16 protein-coding genes and 1 tRNA gene are annotated in these 15,478 nt (G+C 47.1%); 7 read left to right on the forward strand and 10 right to left on the reverse strand.

The genetic code is table 11. The features are described 5' to 3' along the window. Window positions 1-43 precede the first annotated feature (43 nt). The 3 genes from AC6R03_RS06110 to AC6R03_RS06120 form a co-directional block, all read right to left on the reverse strand. Window positions 44-685, reverse strand: a complete 642-nt coding sequence (locus tag AC6R03_RS06110; protein ID WP_500632085.1) for a LuxR C-terminal-related transcriptional regulator — start codon at window positions 683-685, stop codon at window positions 44-46. Between the two features lie 504 nt (window positions 686-1,189). Further along, the gene (locus AC6R03_RS06115) at window positions 1,190-1,666 is read right to left on the reverse strand and encodes a GNAT family N-acetyltransferase (RefSeq protein ID WP_500632084.1); all 477 of its coding nucleotides are present in this window, start codon (window positions 1,664-1,666) and stop codon (window positions 1,190-1,192) included. 113 nt (window positions 1,667-1,779) lie between these two features. Beyond that, a tRNA-Ser gene (locus AC6R03_RS06120) sits at window positions 1,780-1,870 on the reverse strand. A gap of 327 nt (window positions 1,871-2,197) precedes the next feature. On the opposite strand from AC6R03_RS06120, the gene AC6R03_RS06125 reads away from it, so the two are divergent. Then, the gene (locus AC6R03_RS06125) at window positions 2,198-2,881 is read left to right on the forward strand and encodes a MaoC family dehydratase (protein WP_334552137.1); all 684 of its coding nucleotides are present in this window, start codon (window positions 2,198-2,200) and stop codon (window positions 2,879-2,881) included. Between the two features lie 83 nt (window positions 2,882-2,964). Here AC6R03_RS06125 and AC6R03_RS06130 read toward each other — a convergent pair whose 3' ends face one another. Continuing rightward, the gene (locus tag AC6R03_RS06130) at window positions 2,965-3,540 is read right to left on the reverse strand and encodes an aldolase/citrate lyase/malate synthase family protein (RefSeq protein WP_500632083.1); all 576 of its coding nucleotides are present in this window, start codon (window positions 3,538-3,540) and stop codon (window positions 2,965-2,967) included. Between the two features lie 160 nt (window positions 3,541-3,700). On the opposite strand from AC6R03_RS06130, the gene AC6R03_RS06135 reads away from it, so the two are divergent. Further along, window positions 3,701-5,224 (forward strand): DUF3612 domain-containing protein, encoded by a 1,524-nt coding sequence (locus AC6R03_RS06135; RefSeq protein ID WP_334552139.1) that lies wholly within the window; start codon window positions 3,701-3,703, stop codon window positions 5,222-5,224. A 396-nt stretch (window positions 5,225-5,620) separates the two neighbouring features. Here AC6R03_RS06135 and AC6R03_RS06140 read toward each other — a convergent pair whose 3' ends face one another. After that, window positions 5,621-6,055, reverse strand: coding sequence for an Mpo1 family 2-hydroxy fatty acid dioxygenase (locus AC6R03_RS06140; RefSeq protein WP_500632131.1), 435 nt, complete (start codon window positions 6,053-6,055; stop codon window positions 5,621-5,623). Between the two features lie 9 nt (window positions 6,056-6,064). Further along, window positions 6,065-7,396, reverse strand: coding sequence for a diguanylate cyclase (locus AC6R03_RS06145; protein ID WP_500632130.1), 1,332 nt, complete (start codon window positions 7,394-7,396; stop codon window positions 6,065-6,067). A gap of 382 nt (window positions 7,397-7,778) precedes the next feature. On the opposite strand from AC6R03_RS06145, the gene AC6R03_RS06150 reads away from it, so the two are divergent. After that, a complete protein-coding gene (locus AC6R03_RS06150) occupies window positions 7,779-8,861 on the forward strand; it encodes a DUF3541 domain-containing protein (protein WP_500632082.1) in 1,083 nt (360 codons plus the stop codon). Window positions 8,862-8,882: 21 nt separating this feature from the next. Here the strand turns inward: AC6R03_RS06150 and AC6R03_RS06155 are convergent, their stop codons facing one another. Further along, a complete protein-coding gene (locus AC6R03_RS06155) occupies window positions 8,883-9,827 on the reverse strand; it encodes a DMT family transporter (RefSeq protein WP_500632081.1) in 945 nt (314 codons plus the stop codon). A 90-nt stretch (window positions 9,828-9,917) separates the two neighbouring features. Here AC6R03_RS06155 and AC6R03_RS06160 point away from each other — a divergent pair, with 90 nt between their 5' ends. Next, window positions 9,918-10,856, forward strand: coding sequence for a LysR substrate-binding domain-containing protein (locus tag AC6R03_RS06160; RefSeq protein ID WP_500632080.1), 939 nt, complete (start codon window positions 9,918-9,920; stop codon window positions 10,854-10,856). On the opposite strand, the gene AC6R03_RS06165 is transcribed toward AC6R03_RS06160, so the two are convergent. After that, complete coding sequence (locus tag AC6R03_RS06165) at window positions 10,825-11,112, reverse strand: hypothetical protein (RefSeq protein ID WP_334552143.1); 288 nt, start codon at window positions 11,110-11,112, stop codon at window positions 10,825-10,827. The two genes, AC6R03_RS06160 and AC6R03_RS06165, sit on opposite strands and share 32 nt — an antisense overlap. Before the next feature lie 184 nt (window positions 11,113-11,296). Continuing rightward, the gene (gene ppnP / locus AC6R03_RS06170; RefSeq protein ID WP_500632079.1) at window positions 11,297-11,578 is read right to left on the reverse strand and encodes a pyrimidine/purine nucleoside phosphorylase; all 282 of its coding nucleotides are present in this window, start codon (window positions 11,576-11,578) and stop codon (window positions 11,297-11,299) included. Between the two features lie 298 nt (window positions 11,579-11,876). Between ppnP and AC6R03_RS06175 the strand changes: the two genes are divergently transcribed. Beyond that, window positions 11,877-12,317 carry a DUF2850 domain-containing protein gene (locus AC6R03_RS06175; protein WP_500632078.1) on the forward strand — a complete coding sequence of 147 codons (441 nt, stop codon included), beginning with the start codon at window positions 11,877-11,879 and terminating at the stop codon, window positions 12,315-12,317. A gap of 80 nt (window positions 12,318-12,397) precedes the next feature. Then, window positions 12,398-13,495 (forward strand): mechanosensitive ion channel family protein, encoded by a 1,098-nt coding sequence (locus AC6R03_RS06180; RefSeq protein WP_500632077.1) that lies wholly within the window; start codon window positions 12,398-12,400, stop codon window positions 13,493-13,495. A 67-nt stretch (window positions 13,496-13,562) separates the two neighbouring features. Here AC6R03_RS06180 and AC6R03_RS06185 read toward each other — a convergent pair whose 3' ends face one another. After that, complete coding sequence (locus AC6R03_RS06185; protein ID WP_500628462.1) at window positions 13,563-14,723, reverse strand: MBL fold metallo-hydrolase; 1,161 nt, start codon at window positions 14,721-14,723, stop codon at window positions 13,563-13,565. A 110-nt stretch (window positions 14,724-14,833) separates the two neighbouring features. Here AC6R03_RS06185 and AC6R03_RS06190 point away from each other — a divergent pair, with 110 nt between their 5' ends. Continuing rightward, window positions 14,834-15,445 (forward strand): TetR/AcrR family transcriptional regulator, encoded by a 612-nt coding sequence (locus AC6R03_RS06190; RefSeq protein WP_500626767.1) that lies wholly within the window; start codon window positions 14,834-14,836, stop codon window positions 15,443-15,445. Window positions 15,446-15,478: the final 33 nt, after the last annotated feature.

Consider the following 15,478-nt stretch of genomic DNA (forward strand, 5'->3'; position numbering starts at 1 on the left):
GTTACGCTGCTTTTCGTCCACCTCTAATTTTTATTGCCCTTTTTTAAAGATTTTCTTTCGCCCACATAATTGCCTGTGATCGGTTTTGTGCATCAATTTTCCGAAATATACGATACAAATGGGACTTAATGGTGTGCTCACTGACAAACAGCGTCTCAGCAATGTCGGTATTTGAACCCCCTGACGTCAAGGACTTTAACACTTGCCTTTCGCGTCTCGTCAGAACCATATCATCGCAGTGCAGGCTCTTTTCAATCGGACTTCTCTTCTGCAGATAATCGAGCAAATCATGACACAATTTACGTGATAACCAGCTTTCTCCTCTTGAAATTGCACGTAAGCCTTCACATACGTGTTCAAGTGAATCTGTTGTATAAAACACGGCGCGAAGTTTCTGCCAACGTGCCAATTCACTGGCTCGCGTTTGTGGATCAACATTCAGCAAGACAATGCCAGACACGTTATCCTGGGAATTAAAATGCTTACAGACTTCTATCGGCCACTTCAATTGATAATCAAACATCATGATAGAAGGCTGTATCGGTTGATGAAATTGCAGGCAGGCACTCGAATCAATAAGCCGAACAGGTTGGTCCGTTTTTTCTGCAATCGTTGATCTAAAACTTTTATTTTGTAAGCTAGGTTGTGTAACCAAGTTAAGATGTAGCTGACGTTGTTTCATCATTATTTTCATCCATAAATATTTATGAGAAAAACATTGATTCCATTATTGCTAAACCAAAAAACATGGATTCTGCTTAATCAGCCACATTATAGACATCAGACTGAACCATTTATTATGAAAGACTGAGTATATAGTGCTCAAACTCTAGTGCGAGTGCCTATTTCTATTTTCATCCCAAAATAAGAGTTGCTCTCATAAACATGACTGGAGTGAACATCAACTTTGAAAAAAGTGATAAATCTAAACTAATTGTAGATTGCACTGAATGGTGACAATAAGGTATACCCTATATGCTCACACGGCAACACAATGAAAAATAGAGAGAAGTCAAATCACTTCATACTATTTTCTTAGTCATGAAAATAATAACTTTGTAGAAAAAGCACACTCTGGCGTCACGCTTAGGTCAACTCGAAACTTTTCCCCAGAGCCAAAGGTCACCTTCTATTCTTTCATTTTCGTTATTGAGAAAGCCGGTCACTTCCAACACAATGAACCGAGACATCAAAGAATCAATTCCATTTTGATCAAATCCCAAGACACACCTCCATGCTTTCGTGCACCTTGCTCAAACGCCACCGTTTCGAAACCAAGGGATTGATAACAGCGGATAGCGGGGTGATTGTGTGCAAACACAACCAGAGAGAGTTTTCGGACCATCAGTGTTGTCGCCGCGTGAATGATCAGCGCCTTAAGCATCTGCTTGGCCACGCCTTGGCCTCTGTGTGAATCACTGACAAACACTCGGCATATACGATAGTGCCCCTCTTCAACAAAAAATAGTTCGGCAACACCAACGCTCTGTTCATCACGTTCGTAGAGAAATGGCGTCACTTCTTGACGTTTAATGTGTCTAACGATCTGTCTTTTTGTAAGGGGGAATTGATAGGTAGGCCCGCCCCATTGGTAATTGAGCGAAGAAGAATCGATCCAAGCAATGAGTTGATCAATATCACCTTTGTTGAATGGTCTGAGCGGCATGCGTTCCCTTTCCTATGGTACTTACTCTATTCAACATAGAGTGTCTCGAAAAGAAAAACCAGATCCCAGAAACGAAAAAACCGCTGTAAAAACAGCGGTTTTTTCTAGAATAGTGGCGGAGAGATAGGGATTTGAACCCTAGATACGCTATTAACGTATGCCGGTTTTCAAGACCGGTGCTTTCAACCACTCAGCCATCTCTCCGTCGGTGAGGCGTATATTAGGTACTTGGAGAAAGGTTGTAAAGTGCTAATTTGCTTTGAATTGTTCGAGTGATGACAATGTGAGCAAAAACTGTCTCTCTACTGTGATTTTTTAGCCAATTAACGGGTGTCATTGGTTTGAAACACTAGTGTTGTAGCTCTAATTTTAATGAGCCAATAAAATAGTGTTTTATTGTTAATTATTTGAATTTATTAATTAAAATACTGTTCAGTTAACACATGTGCGCCCGAAAGTATTTGAACAATAATGTGAACTAATTCAAAATTAGAGAGTTCGTTAGGTATTCTGTATAAATTCGAGGCTGTTATGAAAGTTGCTGACTTGTTCAAACATCGTGGTGAGTCAATTTCAAAGCATCATTCTGATCTCATGCAATGGATGTCGCCTGCAGTACGTGAGTACTGGGGAGACTTTTTAAGCAAGGCCAATAACCGTCAATTGTTCACTCGACTGCGCGATCTTCAACAACCCGCAGTGAACGATGAGGCATCTGAGCCTGTTGAGAAGCCAATCGAACTTAAACCGCAAGCCCAAGCTGTCTTTGATGAGCTACAGACTCAATTAGGCGAGATCATTCATACGGGTGAATGGCTCGATGTCTCACAAGAGCGCATCAACCAATTTGGTCTGGTCACGGAAGACATGCAGTGGATCCATACCGATCCTGAGCGTGCGGCCAGTGAATCGCCATTCAAAACAACCATCGCTCACGGTTTTCTGACCTTGGCTTTGCTGCCAAAATTGACCGACAGTGTCGATCCAGACAACAACCTATTCCCGACGGCTAAGATGGTCGTCAACATTGGGTTGAACCAAGTGCGTTTCCCTTACCCTGTCAAAGCTGGCAACCGAGTCCGTGCGGTCAGTACTTTGTCTAAGGTCACGCCGATCCGTAAAGGATTAGAGGTGGAGCGCGAGATCAAAGTCGAAATTGAAGGCGTTCGCCGTCCAGGTGCCGTTGTCACGTCTGTCATTCAACTTCATTTTTAGCAGTGTGGCTCAAAAGCCAAACCCAATAACCTAAAAAGGATACGCATGACGTATCCTTTTTTGACTTTGTACTAGAGTGGCGCTTAGTTGCCCATAGTGTAGCAACAGCCTAATTGGTAATCGTCGCCATTTTTCGCCGTGAACTCTTTCTCTTCTGTACACGCTTGGGGTTTACCCTTCTCATCGCCTTTTACGAGGCTAATCCAGTGACGCATTGCCGACATCTCACCCATTTCGTGAGGGAACATGGTGCAGGTTTCAAGCTGGATGTCATCGATACACACGAGCTCCACACAACCTGTCCCTTTGTGATGGCCAAAGGTCACTTCAACATGGCTGCCAGTCCCATCACGAAGCAGTAAGGAGGCAGGCGTCTCTTTACTTCCTGTGTAAGCAACAAAGTGTTTGGGATGCTTGAGACCACTGTGACTGCCGTCTTTGAAGTACGCCATAACGTGTCGATAGTCGATCACGTACGCTGTGACATTTTTGTGCGACCCATTTTCTAGGGGGAACAGTCTATCGAGCAGCTGCTTCGATTTGGTTTGCTTTTCACTTGCTTGATTAGCGTTGATGGTTTCTACCGCGAAGACTGCTTCAGCGATAAAAGGGCGGTTTTGATTTTGGATTTCTGTCTTATCGAATGTCAGCATATTCATAGTGTTTCCCTCACGGATATTTCACAGCATCATGTCCTAGAGCAAATATTTCAAACTCGCGTTTAACAAGTTGCAAATTTGTGACTTTGCTTACTTTGTATACTAGTGAATTTTTGACTACAATTTCACAACAAAAATTTTACAATGTGAATTTTACAAAATGCCAGTGTCAAAAAGCTTGATTCGCCAATCCCATTTCCTCGGGACGAAAATTAGAAACCTGAGAAAACGCAACCACTTAACTATGGAGGATCTCTCTGCACGCTGTGTGAGAGTTAGCCCTGAATACGCACCGTCGGTCTCTTACCTTTCAATGATCGAACGAGGAAAACGCGTGCCAAGCATCGACATGCTGGAGGTCATTGCACAAGTTTTCCAAAAAGATCCCGCTTGGTTCTTAGATGACGAGCCAGAACAGGCCGACATCACGCCTGATAAAGGCAACCGCGGTGGGATCAGCGGCATGGCGCTTGAGCCGAGCTTTCTGTTCTCGAATGAAATTCTCCAAATCGCCATTCCGGAGATGCTCTCGCAAACCGGCATTACAGGTCGTCAGTTTGCTCATTTGCTGATTCGCGCTCATCAAGAGAGCCATCAAAACCACTTTCCTGATCTCGAACGTGCAGCAGAAGAAGTGGGCCTCAAACGCCTGAACCTCTCAGCGGAAGATTTGATGGGCATTGCCCGAAGCCTTGGGCTCACCATTCGCTGGGTCAAACGCGCACCGCAAGATGTGGTGGATGAGCTTGGGATTAACGCCAAGCAAGTCGTGACATCCTTCTTTGAACCGCCCGGAACTCTGTTCCTTAATGAAATCCTCAAAGAGTATCCGACTCGCCTTAAGTATGATTTGGCGGTCTATATCGGCCATTGTGTTCTGCACAGCAAAGAAGGGTTGAAAAGCGTACTGACGGTGGGGCATGCCAACAGTTGGGAGGACTACAACCAAACCACGCCGAGCTCAGAGCTCAACTCGCAAGACATTTTGCAAGCGTGGCGTGATTTTGAGTCGAGTTTTTTTGCGGGCGCGCTACTTTGCCCTAAAGTCCCTTTCCGACAATTACTAGACCGTAGCGGGTATGAGATTGACGTCCACCTCAAAGCAGGCGTATCACCATCGGTTGCGATGCGTCGTATGACCGTGGTTTCGCCCTATCCTCACTGGCACTATTTTGATGCGTACGGACAAAACAAGCTTAAAGCGGTCTATCGTGGTAACGGGATCCCGCTTCCTTGGGGCAACATGCGGAAGGTCAATGACCCGTGTCAGCACTGGGCTGTTTTCCGTCGCTTGTCTGAGCCACAACAAGGTAGCTCTGCGCAGATCTCTATTCTCAACGTCGGGGATGAGCCAAGAATTTACTGCTGTGAGTCAGTCAACATGACCGATCCTGCAGGGAACAACCGCGTCTTGTGCGCAGGCATCGATCTTAACCCAGCCATTGATGCTCAGGGCGGGAATTCACACGATATCGCTCAGGAACTCAAAAGTTTATGCGTCAGTCAGGGTGGTAGCGCCCCCATTCCACGTCATATCAGCCGGGAATTCACCACCATCGCTAAAATACTCAACATTAACTGGATTGAGCGAGGCATTCAGTCAGATGCGCGCGTGATATGCTCACGAGGTGCCGTGTGTCCGAGGAAACCAAGCTGTTATGAAAATTGCCAAGGTGGTGAATAGAGGTTGAAGAAACCCATTCGAGACAGAGAGGCGAGACAGAAAGAAAAAAGCCAATCACAAATCGGTGTGATTGGCTATATATGATTGTGAACAAAATCGTATTCACTAACAACGTCAGTTGGCTAGGTGACCCTCGGCTTAATAAGGGTCACTATAAATAAAGCAGTAACCGTGCCAACTTTTAAGTTAACCAAAAATCAATCACTTCGCTCACTTCGTCATCAGTTTCATGCAAACAGAACACATAATCGTCAAGCAAAATAAGAATAATTGCGTTTTGCGAAAATGTTGATCATTGCAAAATGCAAACCATGACGCATCGAGTTTCCCAGAGATCAAAAAAGCGCCGCCCAACATCGGTTAGGCGGCGCAGAGAACAAGGGATAGAATCATCGACTAGCGTTTACGAAACACCCAAATCGGTCCAATCAGAAGAAATTGGATATCTTCGAAAAACGACGGCTTCTTCCCTTCGATCTTATGACCAATAAATTGTGCTATCCAGAGCACCGCAAACAGTGCTATGGAGACCAACAACACCGGCGCCCTCATGATCTCCAGAGACCAAATTAACGCAATACACGCGAAAAGGAAGCCTAGCATCATAATAAACACGCTAAGCGACAAGCGAAAATAGAACATCATCACAGGGAGTGCGGCCACCCAAACCCAATTGAGACGGAGCCCATACAACTCCAAACTCGGCAGTGACCAAATCAGCCCAACGACCGACAAGAAAATACCCGGCACAGCCACTTTATGAATTTTCTGATTAATCGGGTTTTGATGGCTCTCACCGTACGCCGCTAGCCATTGAGTCAAGTTCTTCATCATCCACCTCTAAGACGTGCCGAATCCCTTGCGGTGATGGCGTTTGATGTCATACATACTGCTATCCGCGAGCTTGAGCAGCTGATTAATATTGCGCATATTCGCGTTGTACATCGCGTGGCCGATACTCACCTCAATTGTGATCAAGTGTTGCTCATATATGATTGGGTTGCGGGCAATCGCTTTAGTTAACTCCGTGCGAATGCGGTCTACGTCCTCTTCACGATTGACGCGAGGCAGCATAGCTAAAAACTCATCCCCGCCAACACGAGCTACAGTGTCCGAGGCGCGTAACGTGCTAACCAAACGCTCAGCCACCGCCACCAGCACCTTATCACCCGCGGCATGCCCGTAGGTGTCATTAATGAACTTAAAGCCATCTAGGTCGATATTCAAAAGAGCAAAGCCGCCTTTTTTCTCATCTCTTGAGACCAGATCAAACTGCTGCTGGAGTGAGTACATAAAGTAGCGACGATTGGGCAGCCCAGTGAGCTCATCTTGCAGGGAGCGTTTGTGCGCATTGTCATACAATCGATAGATAGTAGAGAACGCGAACAAAAGCAGCATGGTCATCGGGTAGCCTAAAATGCGCACGGCGTTAACGCGATACCACTCAATAGTGGCGAGCAAATCGGTTTTCTCTGACGCAGCAATTTGCCAGTTCCCATAGGGGAAGCGTACGATCTCTTCAGAAAATGCGTCATCAAATACCGCTTGGCTGCCGTAGAAAATCTCGCCTTCTTCACCAGAAGAGTCTACCCCTCGCATCGCTAGGTGGTATTTGTATTCAAACGCTTCCACCCCGACTTGTTGATAGAGAGACTCAAGTGACATGACCACACTGCACACTCCCCAATACTTGCTGTTGTAGGGAGGGTCCATAAAAATCGGCACGCGTGCAATCAATCCTTGTCCGCCTTGCACGAGATCGACGGGTCCGGCAATGAAAATTTCTTGTAATTGCTGCGCTTTTCGTACGGTACGCCATTGCTCTGGAATCGATTGATACACCAAACCTACGGCCTTTTCATTACCATCTAGCGGGTAGATGTATTGGATAACATCATCCGGTGCCAGTGCGACGACCATGACATTATTACTGCGGCGCATAATGCTCGATGCGATTAAATCCCAACCAGAAAAGTCAAAGTCAGGATTGGCAGCAACCAAAGAAGAGAGGCCGTTAGCCACATAAATATCGGACACGATTGAGGCTTCAATCTCTGAGCGAATAATGGACAACTCTTCTTTCGCTCGCGCTAACATACTATCGCGCAGAAAACTCTTTTGGCTGCGGTCTAGGAACTCCACCAAACTCACGGAGCAAACACACAACAGCATAAACAGGAGATAGACTGGCCACTGCCTACCAAAGCTTGATTTCACTCAGCCTCCTATGGCTTTGAAACACATAAAAATAAAAAACATAAAGATCAGTGATTTATTATTGGCGCAAATATTAGTTATTACCAGTATTGCCCATAAGGTTACACACCTTTGTTAATATTTTCAGTCGCTTCATTCACACTTGTTAATTTAATGATAGCTAAATTAACAACAAAGACGTGACTTTCTCAACCTCTCCTCTCCATCGCTTGTGCTTTACCTCATCTCACGCATTATTCGCCTTCATTTGACGGGGCGCTCACATAACATTGAAGAATGTTTGTTTTACTCCACGCTCACCGTTTTTGTCTCGGTATCCGATTGTAAGGACACATGAATGCGACTCCCTACCACTTTGCTTATTTTGTGCATAACCACTTTGAGTACGCTGCTTCACGCTCAGACGATGACGTACGAGCAGTCGGCAGAGGTTATCCGCCAAACTTACGAGCGTAAACTTTACACTTTGCCAGCCTTTAAAGAGGGCCATTACGGTTTGAGAATGTATCGCCAAACGCTTGATGACCAATACGCAGCCGCAGTGTGGAGCGATATGGCAAGGGTGGCGAGTCGACTCAACCGATTTGCAGCGCAAGTACACACTCCAGAGCAAATCATGGCCTACGCCCAAAAGCGCAATCGCAGCTATGAAGGGGATTCAGATGAGCGCAGTCAACGCCGTTATCAAATGACTAAGCGCTACCCAGAGTACATTTACCTGGGTGTCGACCTGCTCGGCTCTCTGGCTCGCGCCAACGAATATCATTTAGAGCATCTGGATGATAACGCGCTACGAAACGTGATCCGTCGCTACGATTTCAAACGCTATGTCACCGACCCAGACATGATCAAAGCGTGGGCAGCCCAACTGGCCAATCAAGTCTATTGGCTACAACAACTCGAAGAGCAAGATGTGGTTGAGGCATTTACACAGACCTTTCGAAGCACCTACCCAGATGCCGAAGACGCTGCCTTATCCAATCAACAATACGGCAATAAAATCTACGGTATGACGCACATCATTTTTGCCGCATCACACTACTATCAGCACGCGGTTGACGAGAAACAGTATGAGTGGCTTTACCACTATCTACGCGAGAACATCGACACCATTTTAGCTCGTACCAAAGAGGACATTATCGCCGAAGTGGGCATCGCCTTTTTACTGGCGGGGCTTGAGGATGATCCTGTTGTCGATAAAACGCGCGCCGCGATTCAGCAATCCATCAATGCTGAGCGCGGTATGATCGCTTCAGTCAGCGGTGATTTTGATTTGACCTACGGTGAACATCGCAACGTATTGGCTATTATGCTGCTTGACTGGCAAGGCGTGAATGAGGCTCCAATACCGTCGCGTCACAAATCGGTGTTCAGTGCGCTGCCTTATGGCTTGCGCATCAAGCCATCATCGATTGACTAGTGGCACTCGGCTTACGAAGTACTATCTATTCCATAACAGCTTGGGCTTTTTGTTGTGCCAGTGAGGTACTAGCACCACCATAACGTTAGCGAGAACGATAATCGACAGGCCAATCCACTGCCATAGATGGTAATGCTCATCATAAAAGGCCCATTGCCATAGGGTGGAAAAGATTAAATTGGTGAAAATAAGCGGAGCAAGTTGAGAGCCCGAAGCCGCTAAACGGTACGCCTTGGCTCGAAATACCTGAGTGTTAATGATTAGCAGCGACATCAACACAATCAACAAAGCCAGTAAGCCCCAGCCCCAATGGAGCGAATATCCAGTCAGAGGAGAAACAAGCGGCGCAGAGGTGACCGCTTGCCAAATCAAATAGGGGGCAACCAGCAAGGCCGCAAACACGAAGGTCCAAAGGTTAATCGCCAAACTGCTCATCGACGAATGACTGACTCGGTACAAACTGAGCTGCGAGCCCGCATTAAAAAGACCGGCCAGTAACCCAACCAATAACGCCGGTTTGAAGGTCAGCGCTCCCCACTCCCCAGCAAGCAATACCACACCAACAAATGTCAACGTCAGTCCCCACAGCGCCTTTGCTCCAATAGCAGTGCGAAAAATGAGTTTTTCCAACACGGGGATAAACAGCGGCCCGGTACCAAACAGCACCACGCTTTCAACCAAACTGAGGTGGCTCAAGGCGTAGATAAAACAGATCTGACACGCAGCAATACACAGCGCACGTACCCAAAGTGCTTTTCGGACTTCTCCGCGAGGCGGCGCCCATGACGACCGACTGATCATCAACCCAATCAACAGTGCAGGCACCGAAAAACGCAAAAAACTCAGTGCGCTCGGTGCGATAGAATCTGTTAAAAGTTTTGACATTAGCCCAGTCAGTGACAAACTGAAGGTAGAGGCCAACATAAAAAGGACAGGTGATGCAGAGATGTCTTGTGTGGTTTTCATTATTCCTCCGTTATCTGCGCCCAGTCTATCGACCTTTTTCAGCAATGAATAACGAGTAATCACAACATCAACTGTTAGAAAAACTTACAAATGAAAATAGTTGCTCCGATGAAATCCTTATATGCGTTTGTTGCCGTTGCCGAAACCGGAAGTATGACGGCCGCCGCTAAAGCCTTGTATGTCAGTCATTCCGCGATCAGTCAGGCGATAAAAACCCTCGAGCAACAACTAGAGCAACCTCTATTTACTCGCGTTGGTCGTCAAGTGGTTCTCAACTCAGCGGGGCGGCAATACTATCGCCGCGTGGCACCAGCACTGGAAGAGATCGTCGCGGCGACTTCGCACCTTTTAGCCAATCGCCATAGCAACCGTCTGACCCTCAACATGGTTAACTCGCTTGCTATGCACTGGTGGATCCCGCGGGTAAGCCAGTTCAATCAACACGCGCCCGATATTGATATCCGTATTTCCACCTTGATTGGTCAATTCGTTTTAGAAGAAGAAGGGGTGGATGTGGCGCTCATTCATGGCAAGACCAGCGATTGGCAGGACTACTACTGTGAAAAACTCGCCGATGACGAACTTGTACTGGTCGCCAGTCCAGAGGTCGCTAGGCAGTGTTATGCCGGTGACGTTGAGGATGCGCATTTGATGGATCCCGCGGTCATTCTCACTCAACAACCCGCCATTGTCGCGCTCAACGATCGACGCAAAAACGACTGGCAAATCTGGTCTGAAGCCCATCAACTTGCTCTGCCCACCTTCGCCAAGAATCTGAGCTTTAGCGCATCCATCCAAGCCGTACAGGCCGCAACACGTCACTTGGGCGTGTTGGTTACGCACCGAATGTTCGTTCGAGATGACATTAAATTGGGGTATTTGGTCGAAATTGGCCAACCTGTGCTCAATCCGCATCAAGCTTTCTACTTTGCTTGTGCGAAAGAAAAACTCAAAAACGAGCACGTGTTGATTCTGCGTAATTGGATGAGAAGTGAGTTTAACGAGACATGTACATCAACCACAAACTGAATACCATCACAACCACCAGCCATACGGCATAACGAACGGTATTGGGTTTGTCTTTTTTAGGACGATAGACAGGGCGAAATGCCGCATCCTTCGCAGCGCGCGCAGCGGACACTACCGAACCGCTCTCTGCCAGCTCTTTACGCCTTTCATGCGCTTTGCTAGCCGCTTTACCAAAGCGATGAAGCTGGTCGGCGGTTAAATCCTGGCTGGGATCGTAACGGCTATTCTGGTCTTTGTGTTTGGGTACAACGGCCATAGTCACCTCCTCACGATGCATCACGGCATACTAATGAGTATAGTTCATGGCTGTCGTGATTAAACTGATAATAACTGACTATCCTTTCGGATTTTTCGAAACAACCGTTATCATTTTGGCGCAGAGACAAAAAAACCACGCCATTGCGTGGTTTCAAATCTAGACCAATACGGTTCTCACTGCATCAGAGATATTCACACAGGTAGGCCGTCGCCTCTTTGACTTGCAGATCAAACGAAGAGTCGCTCGCCACGTCAAATGACTCGCCGCTGGAATAGGTTGTCCAGTCTGCATCACCCACACGTTTGATGGTCAATGCCCCTTTCACCACTGTCATGCGCTCTGGTGCTGCTGTACCGAAGGTGTACTCACCCGCGAGCATGACACCGACACTCGACGCTTCACCTTGCTGATTAAACCCTAACGACTGAACGTTCCCTTCGAAGTACGAGTTGACTTTGATCACGATTCTCTCCTTGAATAACGACTCGATTATCATTGATGGAGTGAAACTTTTATACGAAACCGCCCGACAGAGCAAGCATTTCCTTTGCCGACTTTCCACTGCATCATCACGCCAACGCATCGAACGCTATACTTATTGGATTCCTATTGCGTCACCGCTTATCAAAGCATCATTATTTGGCTAAAGATCAAACTTTTTTGTCTAAGTTCTGAATTGGTCTCATTTGAGATATCGAACCGGCGAGCGAGGGGTTAGACTGGTAGGACGTTGTTTATTCACACAAGATCGAAGCGAAACTATGAACAAAGTATCCATCTTTAAAGTGGTATTGCCCGTTGTGATCATCGGTTTAGCGCTCGGCTTTTCCGCACTCTTGTATGTGAGTTATCAAGACTATGTGCACCCTAAACATGTCTACGGACGCTGGATAGAAATTGGTGCCCCCACCTACAATACCGAAATACTGACGCTCAGTAGCGAAGGGGTATTTCGTAACGACCGATTAGTGGCAACAGATTTCGAGTTTGATGGCAAAAAAGTCTTCTTCACCACAGGGGGCGGTAAGTCCATTTACCAAATTGCAGGCACTTTCAGCTCTCCGCAATTGAAACGACTCGAGCCCAACAGCCCCACGCAGCGCTTTATCAAAGAAGGCTATGAAGATACGGTCGATTTAGAAGGTGGCGGCGCGGCCAAGCACCGACGTACGGCACTCTCCGATCATTTCAGCAGTCAATAAACTCTGACATTCGGCTGGTTTTCACAGCTCACCTAAACCTCTATACTGAACCCTCTGCGCATAACCCAAAGATAAATAAAATGAATGAGTTAGTCTTAGCTTGGCAACAGGATGTGCTGCTGTTTATCAAAGAGTGGAACAGCAATGTTATTTTCATCACACTCGCCAGTTTTGTCGCTTGGATAGTCTGGCGTCTGGTTTATGGGCGCTTAGAAGTCTTAGTGGAGAAAACGCATTTCCATTGGGATGACCTCGTGCTCTCAGCGCTCAAAACACCCGTTAGCACGCTGATTTGGTGTTGGCCTGCGACCATCTCTCTCGGCTTTGTCTTGCAAGAGCAAACTGACTCTAACCTCAACTGGTTAAGCACATTAAAGCATTTTCTCGTTGTGGGTATCTTCATCTGGGTAGTGATGCGCCTGATCAGCAATGTTGAAGAGTACATTCTCAAACAAAAGAAGCGTGATGAAACCACGGTACAAGCCATCGCTAAAGTGACGCGCCTGTTCTTTGTCGTCATTGGCGCATTAACCGTTGTGCAAACATTCGGCCTAAGCTTATCAGGCTTACTTACCTTTGGTGGTGTCGGTGGCTTAGTGGTCGGTTTTGCCGCAAAAGATCTGCTGTCAAACTTCTTTGGCGGGATGATGATTTACTTTGACCGCCCATTTAAAGTCGGCGATTGGGTGCGTTCCCCAGACAGAGAGATTGAAGGTACCGTCGAGCGAATTGGTTGGCGTATGACCATCATCCGCACCTTCGATAAACGCCCTCTTTATGTACCCAACTCCGTGTTCAGCAGTATTGTAGTGGAGAACCCATCTCGCATGCTCAACCGTCGGATTCACGAAAACATCGGCATTCGCTATGACGACAGCACCAAACTCGAACCGATCGCCAATGACATAAAAAGCATGCTGCAAAATCACCCAGATATTGACGCAAAACAGACCTTGATTGTTAACTTTAATGGCTTTGCTCCCTCATCACTCACCATCATGGTTTACACCTTTACGAAAACCGTCAATTGGATTCGCTTTCACAAAGTAAAGCAAGATGTGCTGTTGCAGATTTTAGATATCGTCCACCGTCACGGAGCGGATATCGCCTTCCCAACCCAAACGCTCAAAATAGACGCCAATCAAACACCCTTAATTGGCCCGGACGAACAAGTTTGACCATCCAGAAATACAAAAAGCCTGCAAAATGCAGGCTTTTAGCTACAAGTTAGGCGATGATCGCAGACTAATTTTGGTAGCTCAATTGGGCATTCGCCAGATAGGTCACAGGCTCTTGCCACCAGTAGCTGGTTTGAATGTCGTCACTGACCAAAATCGTCTCACCAATCATCGGCGTGACCAACTGGGCGCTAGCGTGCTTCGCTTCCGCGATCAGGTCTGTCATCGGCTCATCCCATTTGTGAGCAAACAGCTCAAACGTGGACCAATGCACTGGGAACAGGTGTTTAGCCTCTAAATCCAAGAACGCTTGCATGGTATGTTTGGCCTGCATGTGGCCCCAGTTTTCAACGGGGAAGCCTTTGCCCTCTTTAACGTTTGCCGCCACCTCAATAAAGGCCATGTCAAACGGGCCCAACTTTTGGCCGATTTGAGCAAAATGATCGTCATACGCGCTGTCGCCGCTATAAAACAGTGAACCATGCTGACCTTTGATCGCCCAGGATGCCCACAGCGTGGTATTGGAATCAAAGCCCGTGCGGCCTGAGTTATGGTTAGCGGGTGCAGCGATCAGCTCCACACCGTTCACGCGAGCAGACTCCCACCAGTCGAATTCTTGGATTTTTTCCGCTGGCACGCCCCATTTTTCGAGGTGACGACCAACAGCAAGAGGCACAAAGAACAATACCTCTTTATCGGCATAATAACGGACCGTCGACTCTTCTAAGTGATCATAGTGGTCATGGGATATCACAATCACATCCGGTGTAGGTAGCGCTTCACGGCTGACTGGCGCGCTCACATTACGATCAAACCATCGCTTCGCTAAGCGCGGGGAAGCGTATTCGAAAACCGGATCGATAAGGATGCGCGTTTTGTCGATATCGATAAACAGGCTCGAGTGCCCAAGCCAAGTGACACGCATCTCATCACTACGCTGATTCAAGCGTTCGATATCAACTGGCCTATTGGGTAGAGAACCTTGCGGCTTTAGGGAGCTGCGCTCAAAAAAGAAGGTCCACATCACTGAAGACATACTTTCAGGAGAAGGCACTGAAGGCATCCTAGTGATCACTTTACCACCTTGAAACTGAGGCGACTGGGCGATGCGCTCAGCGCGCTGTTGCTCGCTACGAGCGAGGGCTGAATCGGGATTGGCTTTGCTAAATTGACTTAATCCTACGACACCTAACGCAGAAATCACTGAGGCTTTAATCACGTTGCTCATTTTCATGACCTATTGGCTACCCAAAAAAGTAAACGATGGTGTATACTTTAGGTTCTATCCTAAAAAAAGTAAACACTATCGTTTACTTTTAGTTTTGTTGGGTTCGGCTAATGAGCACTAGAAGCGATATAAAACAAGAAGATATCATCAAATCCGCCATCGAAGTCTTTGCAAAAAAAGGCTTTGAGCAATCGAGTATGGAAGGGATTTCTCGCCATGCGGGCGTATCAAAACGTACGCTCTACAAGTACTACCCAAACAAAGATGCCCTGTTTGAGGTTATTGTAGACAAGCTGATGTGTCGCTTTGATGACCAAAACGACCTGAAGTTTGACACTTCTGTTGCAATAGAGCAGCAGCTTAAAGCCATCACACGCAAACAGATGTGTCACATCAACAATGACGATTTCCAGATGACGGCGCGCATGGTGATGACCGAGTGTATGCGCTGCGCAGAGACGTCTGCCTTAATGATGGAGAAATTCTCCTCAATTGAGGATTCTTACGGCTTGTACCGCTGGGCGCAGCAGGGCATCGACGCAGGTATACTCGAGATCGCCAACATTCCACTCGCCATCGATCAATTTATTGGCTCAATCAAAGCCGTGATCTTTTGGCCTCAACTGCTTGGCCATCTACCAACACCCAGTGATGATGCGGTTGACGCCGCCATCGATCAGGCGGTGGTCACGTTCTGCGCCGCTTACGTTCGCAGCAAATAGCTGACTTCCAAGCCCTAAGAAGTCAGCGTCAAG

This window comes from Vibrio sp. R10-SG-ISO4 (assembly GCF_059834135.1).

Coding starts and splice junctions, on each gene's coding strand:
- AC6R03_RS06110 (WP_500632085.1), bottom strand. CDS start 685: ATGATGAAACAACGTCAGCTACATCTTAACTTGGTTACACAACCTAGC.
- AC6R03_RS06115 (WP_500632084.1), bottom strand. CDS start 1,666: ATGCCGCTCAGACCATTCAACAAAGGTGATATTGATCAACTCATTGCT.
- AC6R03_RS06125 (WP_334552137.1), top strand. CDS start 2,198: ATGAAAGTTGCTGACTTGTTCAAACATCGTGGTGAGTCAATTTCAAAG.
- AC6R03_RS06130 (WP_500632083.1), bottom strand. CDS start 3,540: ATGAATATGCTGACATTCGATAAGACAGAAATCCAAAATCAAAACCGC.
- AC6R03_RS06135 (WP_334552139.1), top strand. CDS start 3,701: ATGCCAGTGTCAAAAAGCTTGATTCGCCAATCCCATTTCCTCGGGACG.
- AC6R03_RS06140 (WP_500632131.1), bottom strand. CDS start 6,055: ATGAAGAACTTGACTCAATGGCTAGCGGCGTACGGTGAGAGCCATCAA.
- AC6R03_RS06145 (WP_500632130.1), bottom strand. CDS start 7,396: ATGCTGTTGTGTGTTTGCTCCGTGAGTTTGGTGGAGTTCCTAGACCGC.
- AC6R03_RS06150 (WP_500632082.1), top strand. CDS start 7,779: ATGCGACTCCCTACCACTTTGCTTATTTTGTGCATAACCACTTTGAGT.
- AC6R03_RS06155 (WP_500632081.1), bottom strand. CDS start 9,827: ATGAAAACCACACAAGACATCTCTGCATCACCTGTCCTTTTTATGTTG.
- AC6R03_RS06160 (WP_500632080.1), top strand. CDS start 9,918: ATGAAAATAGTTGCTCCGATGAAATCCTTATATGCGTTTGTTGCCGTT.
- AC6R03_RS06165 (WP_334552143.1), bottom strand. CDS start 11,112: ATGGCCGTTGTACCCAAACACAAAGACCAGAATAGCCGTTACGATCCC.
- AC6R03_RS06175 (WP_500632078.1), top strand. CDS start 11,877: ATGAACAAAGTATCCATCTTTAAAGTGGTATTGCCCGTTGTGATCATC.
- AC6R03_RS06180 (WP_500632077.1), top strand. CDS start 12,398: ATGAATGAGTTAGTCTTAGCTTGGCAACAGGATGTGCTGCTGTTTATC.
- AC6R03_RS06185 (WP_500628462.1), bottom strand. CDS start 14,723: ATGAGCAACGTGATTAAAGCCTCAGTGATTTCTGCGTTAGGTGTCGTA.
- AC6R03_RS06190 (WP_500626767.1), top strand. CDS start 14,834: ATGAGCACTAGAAGCGATATAAAACAAGAAGATATCATCAAATCCGCC.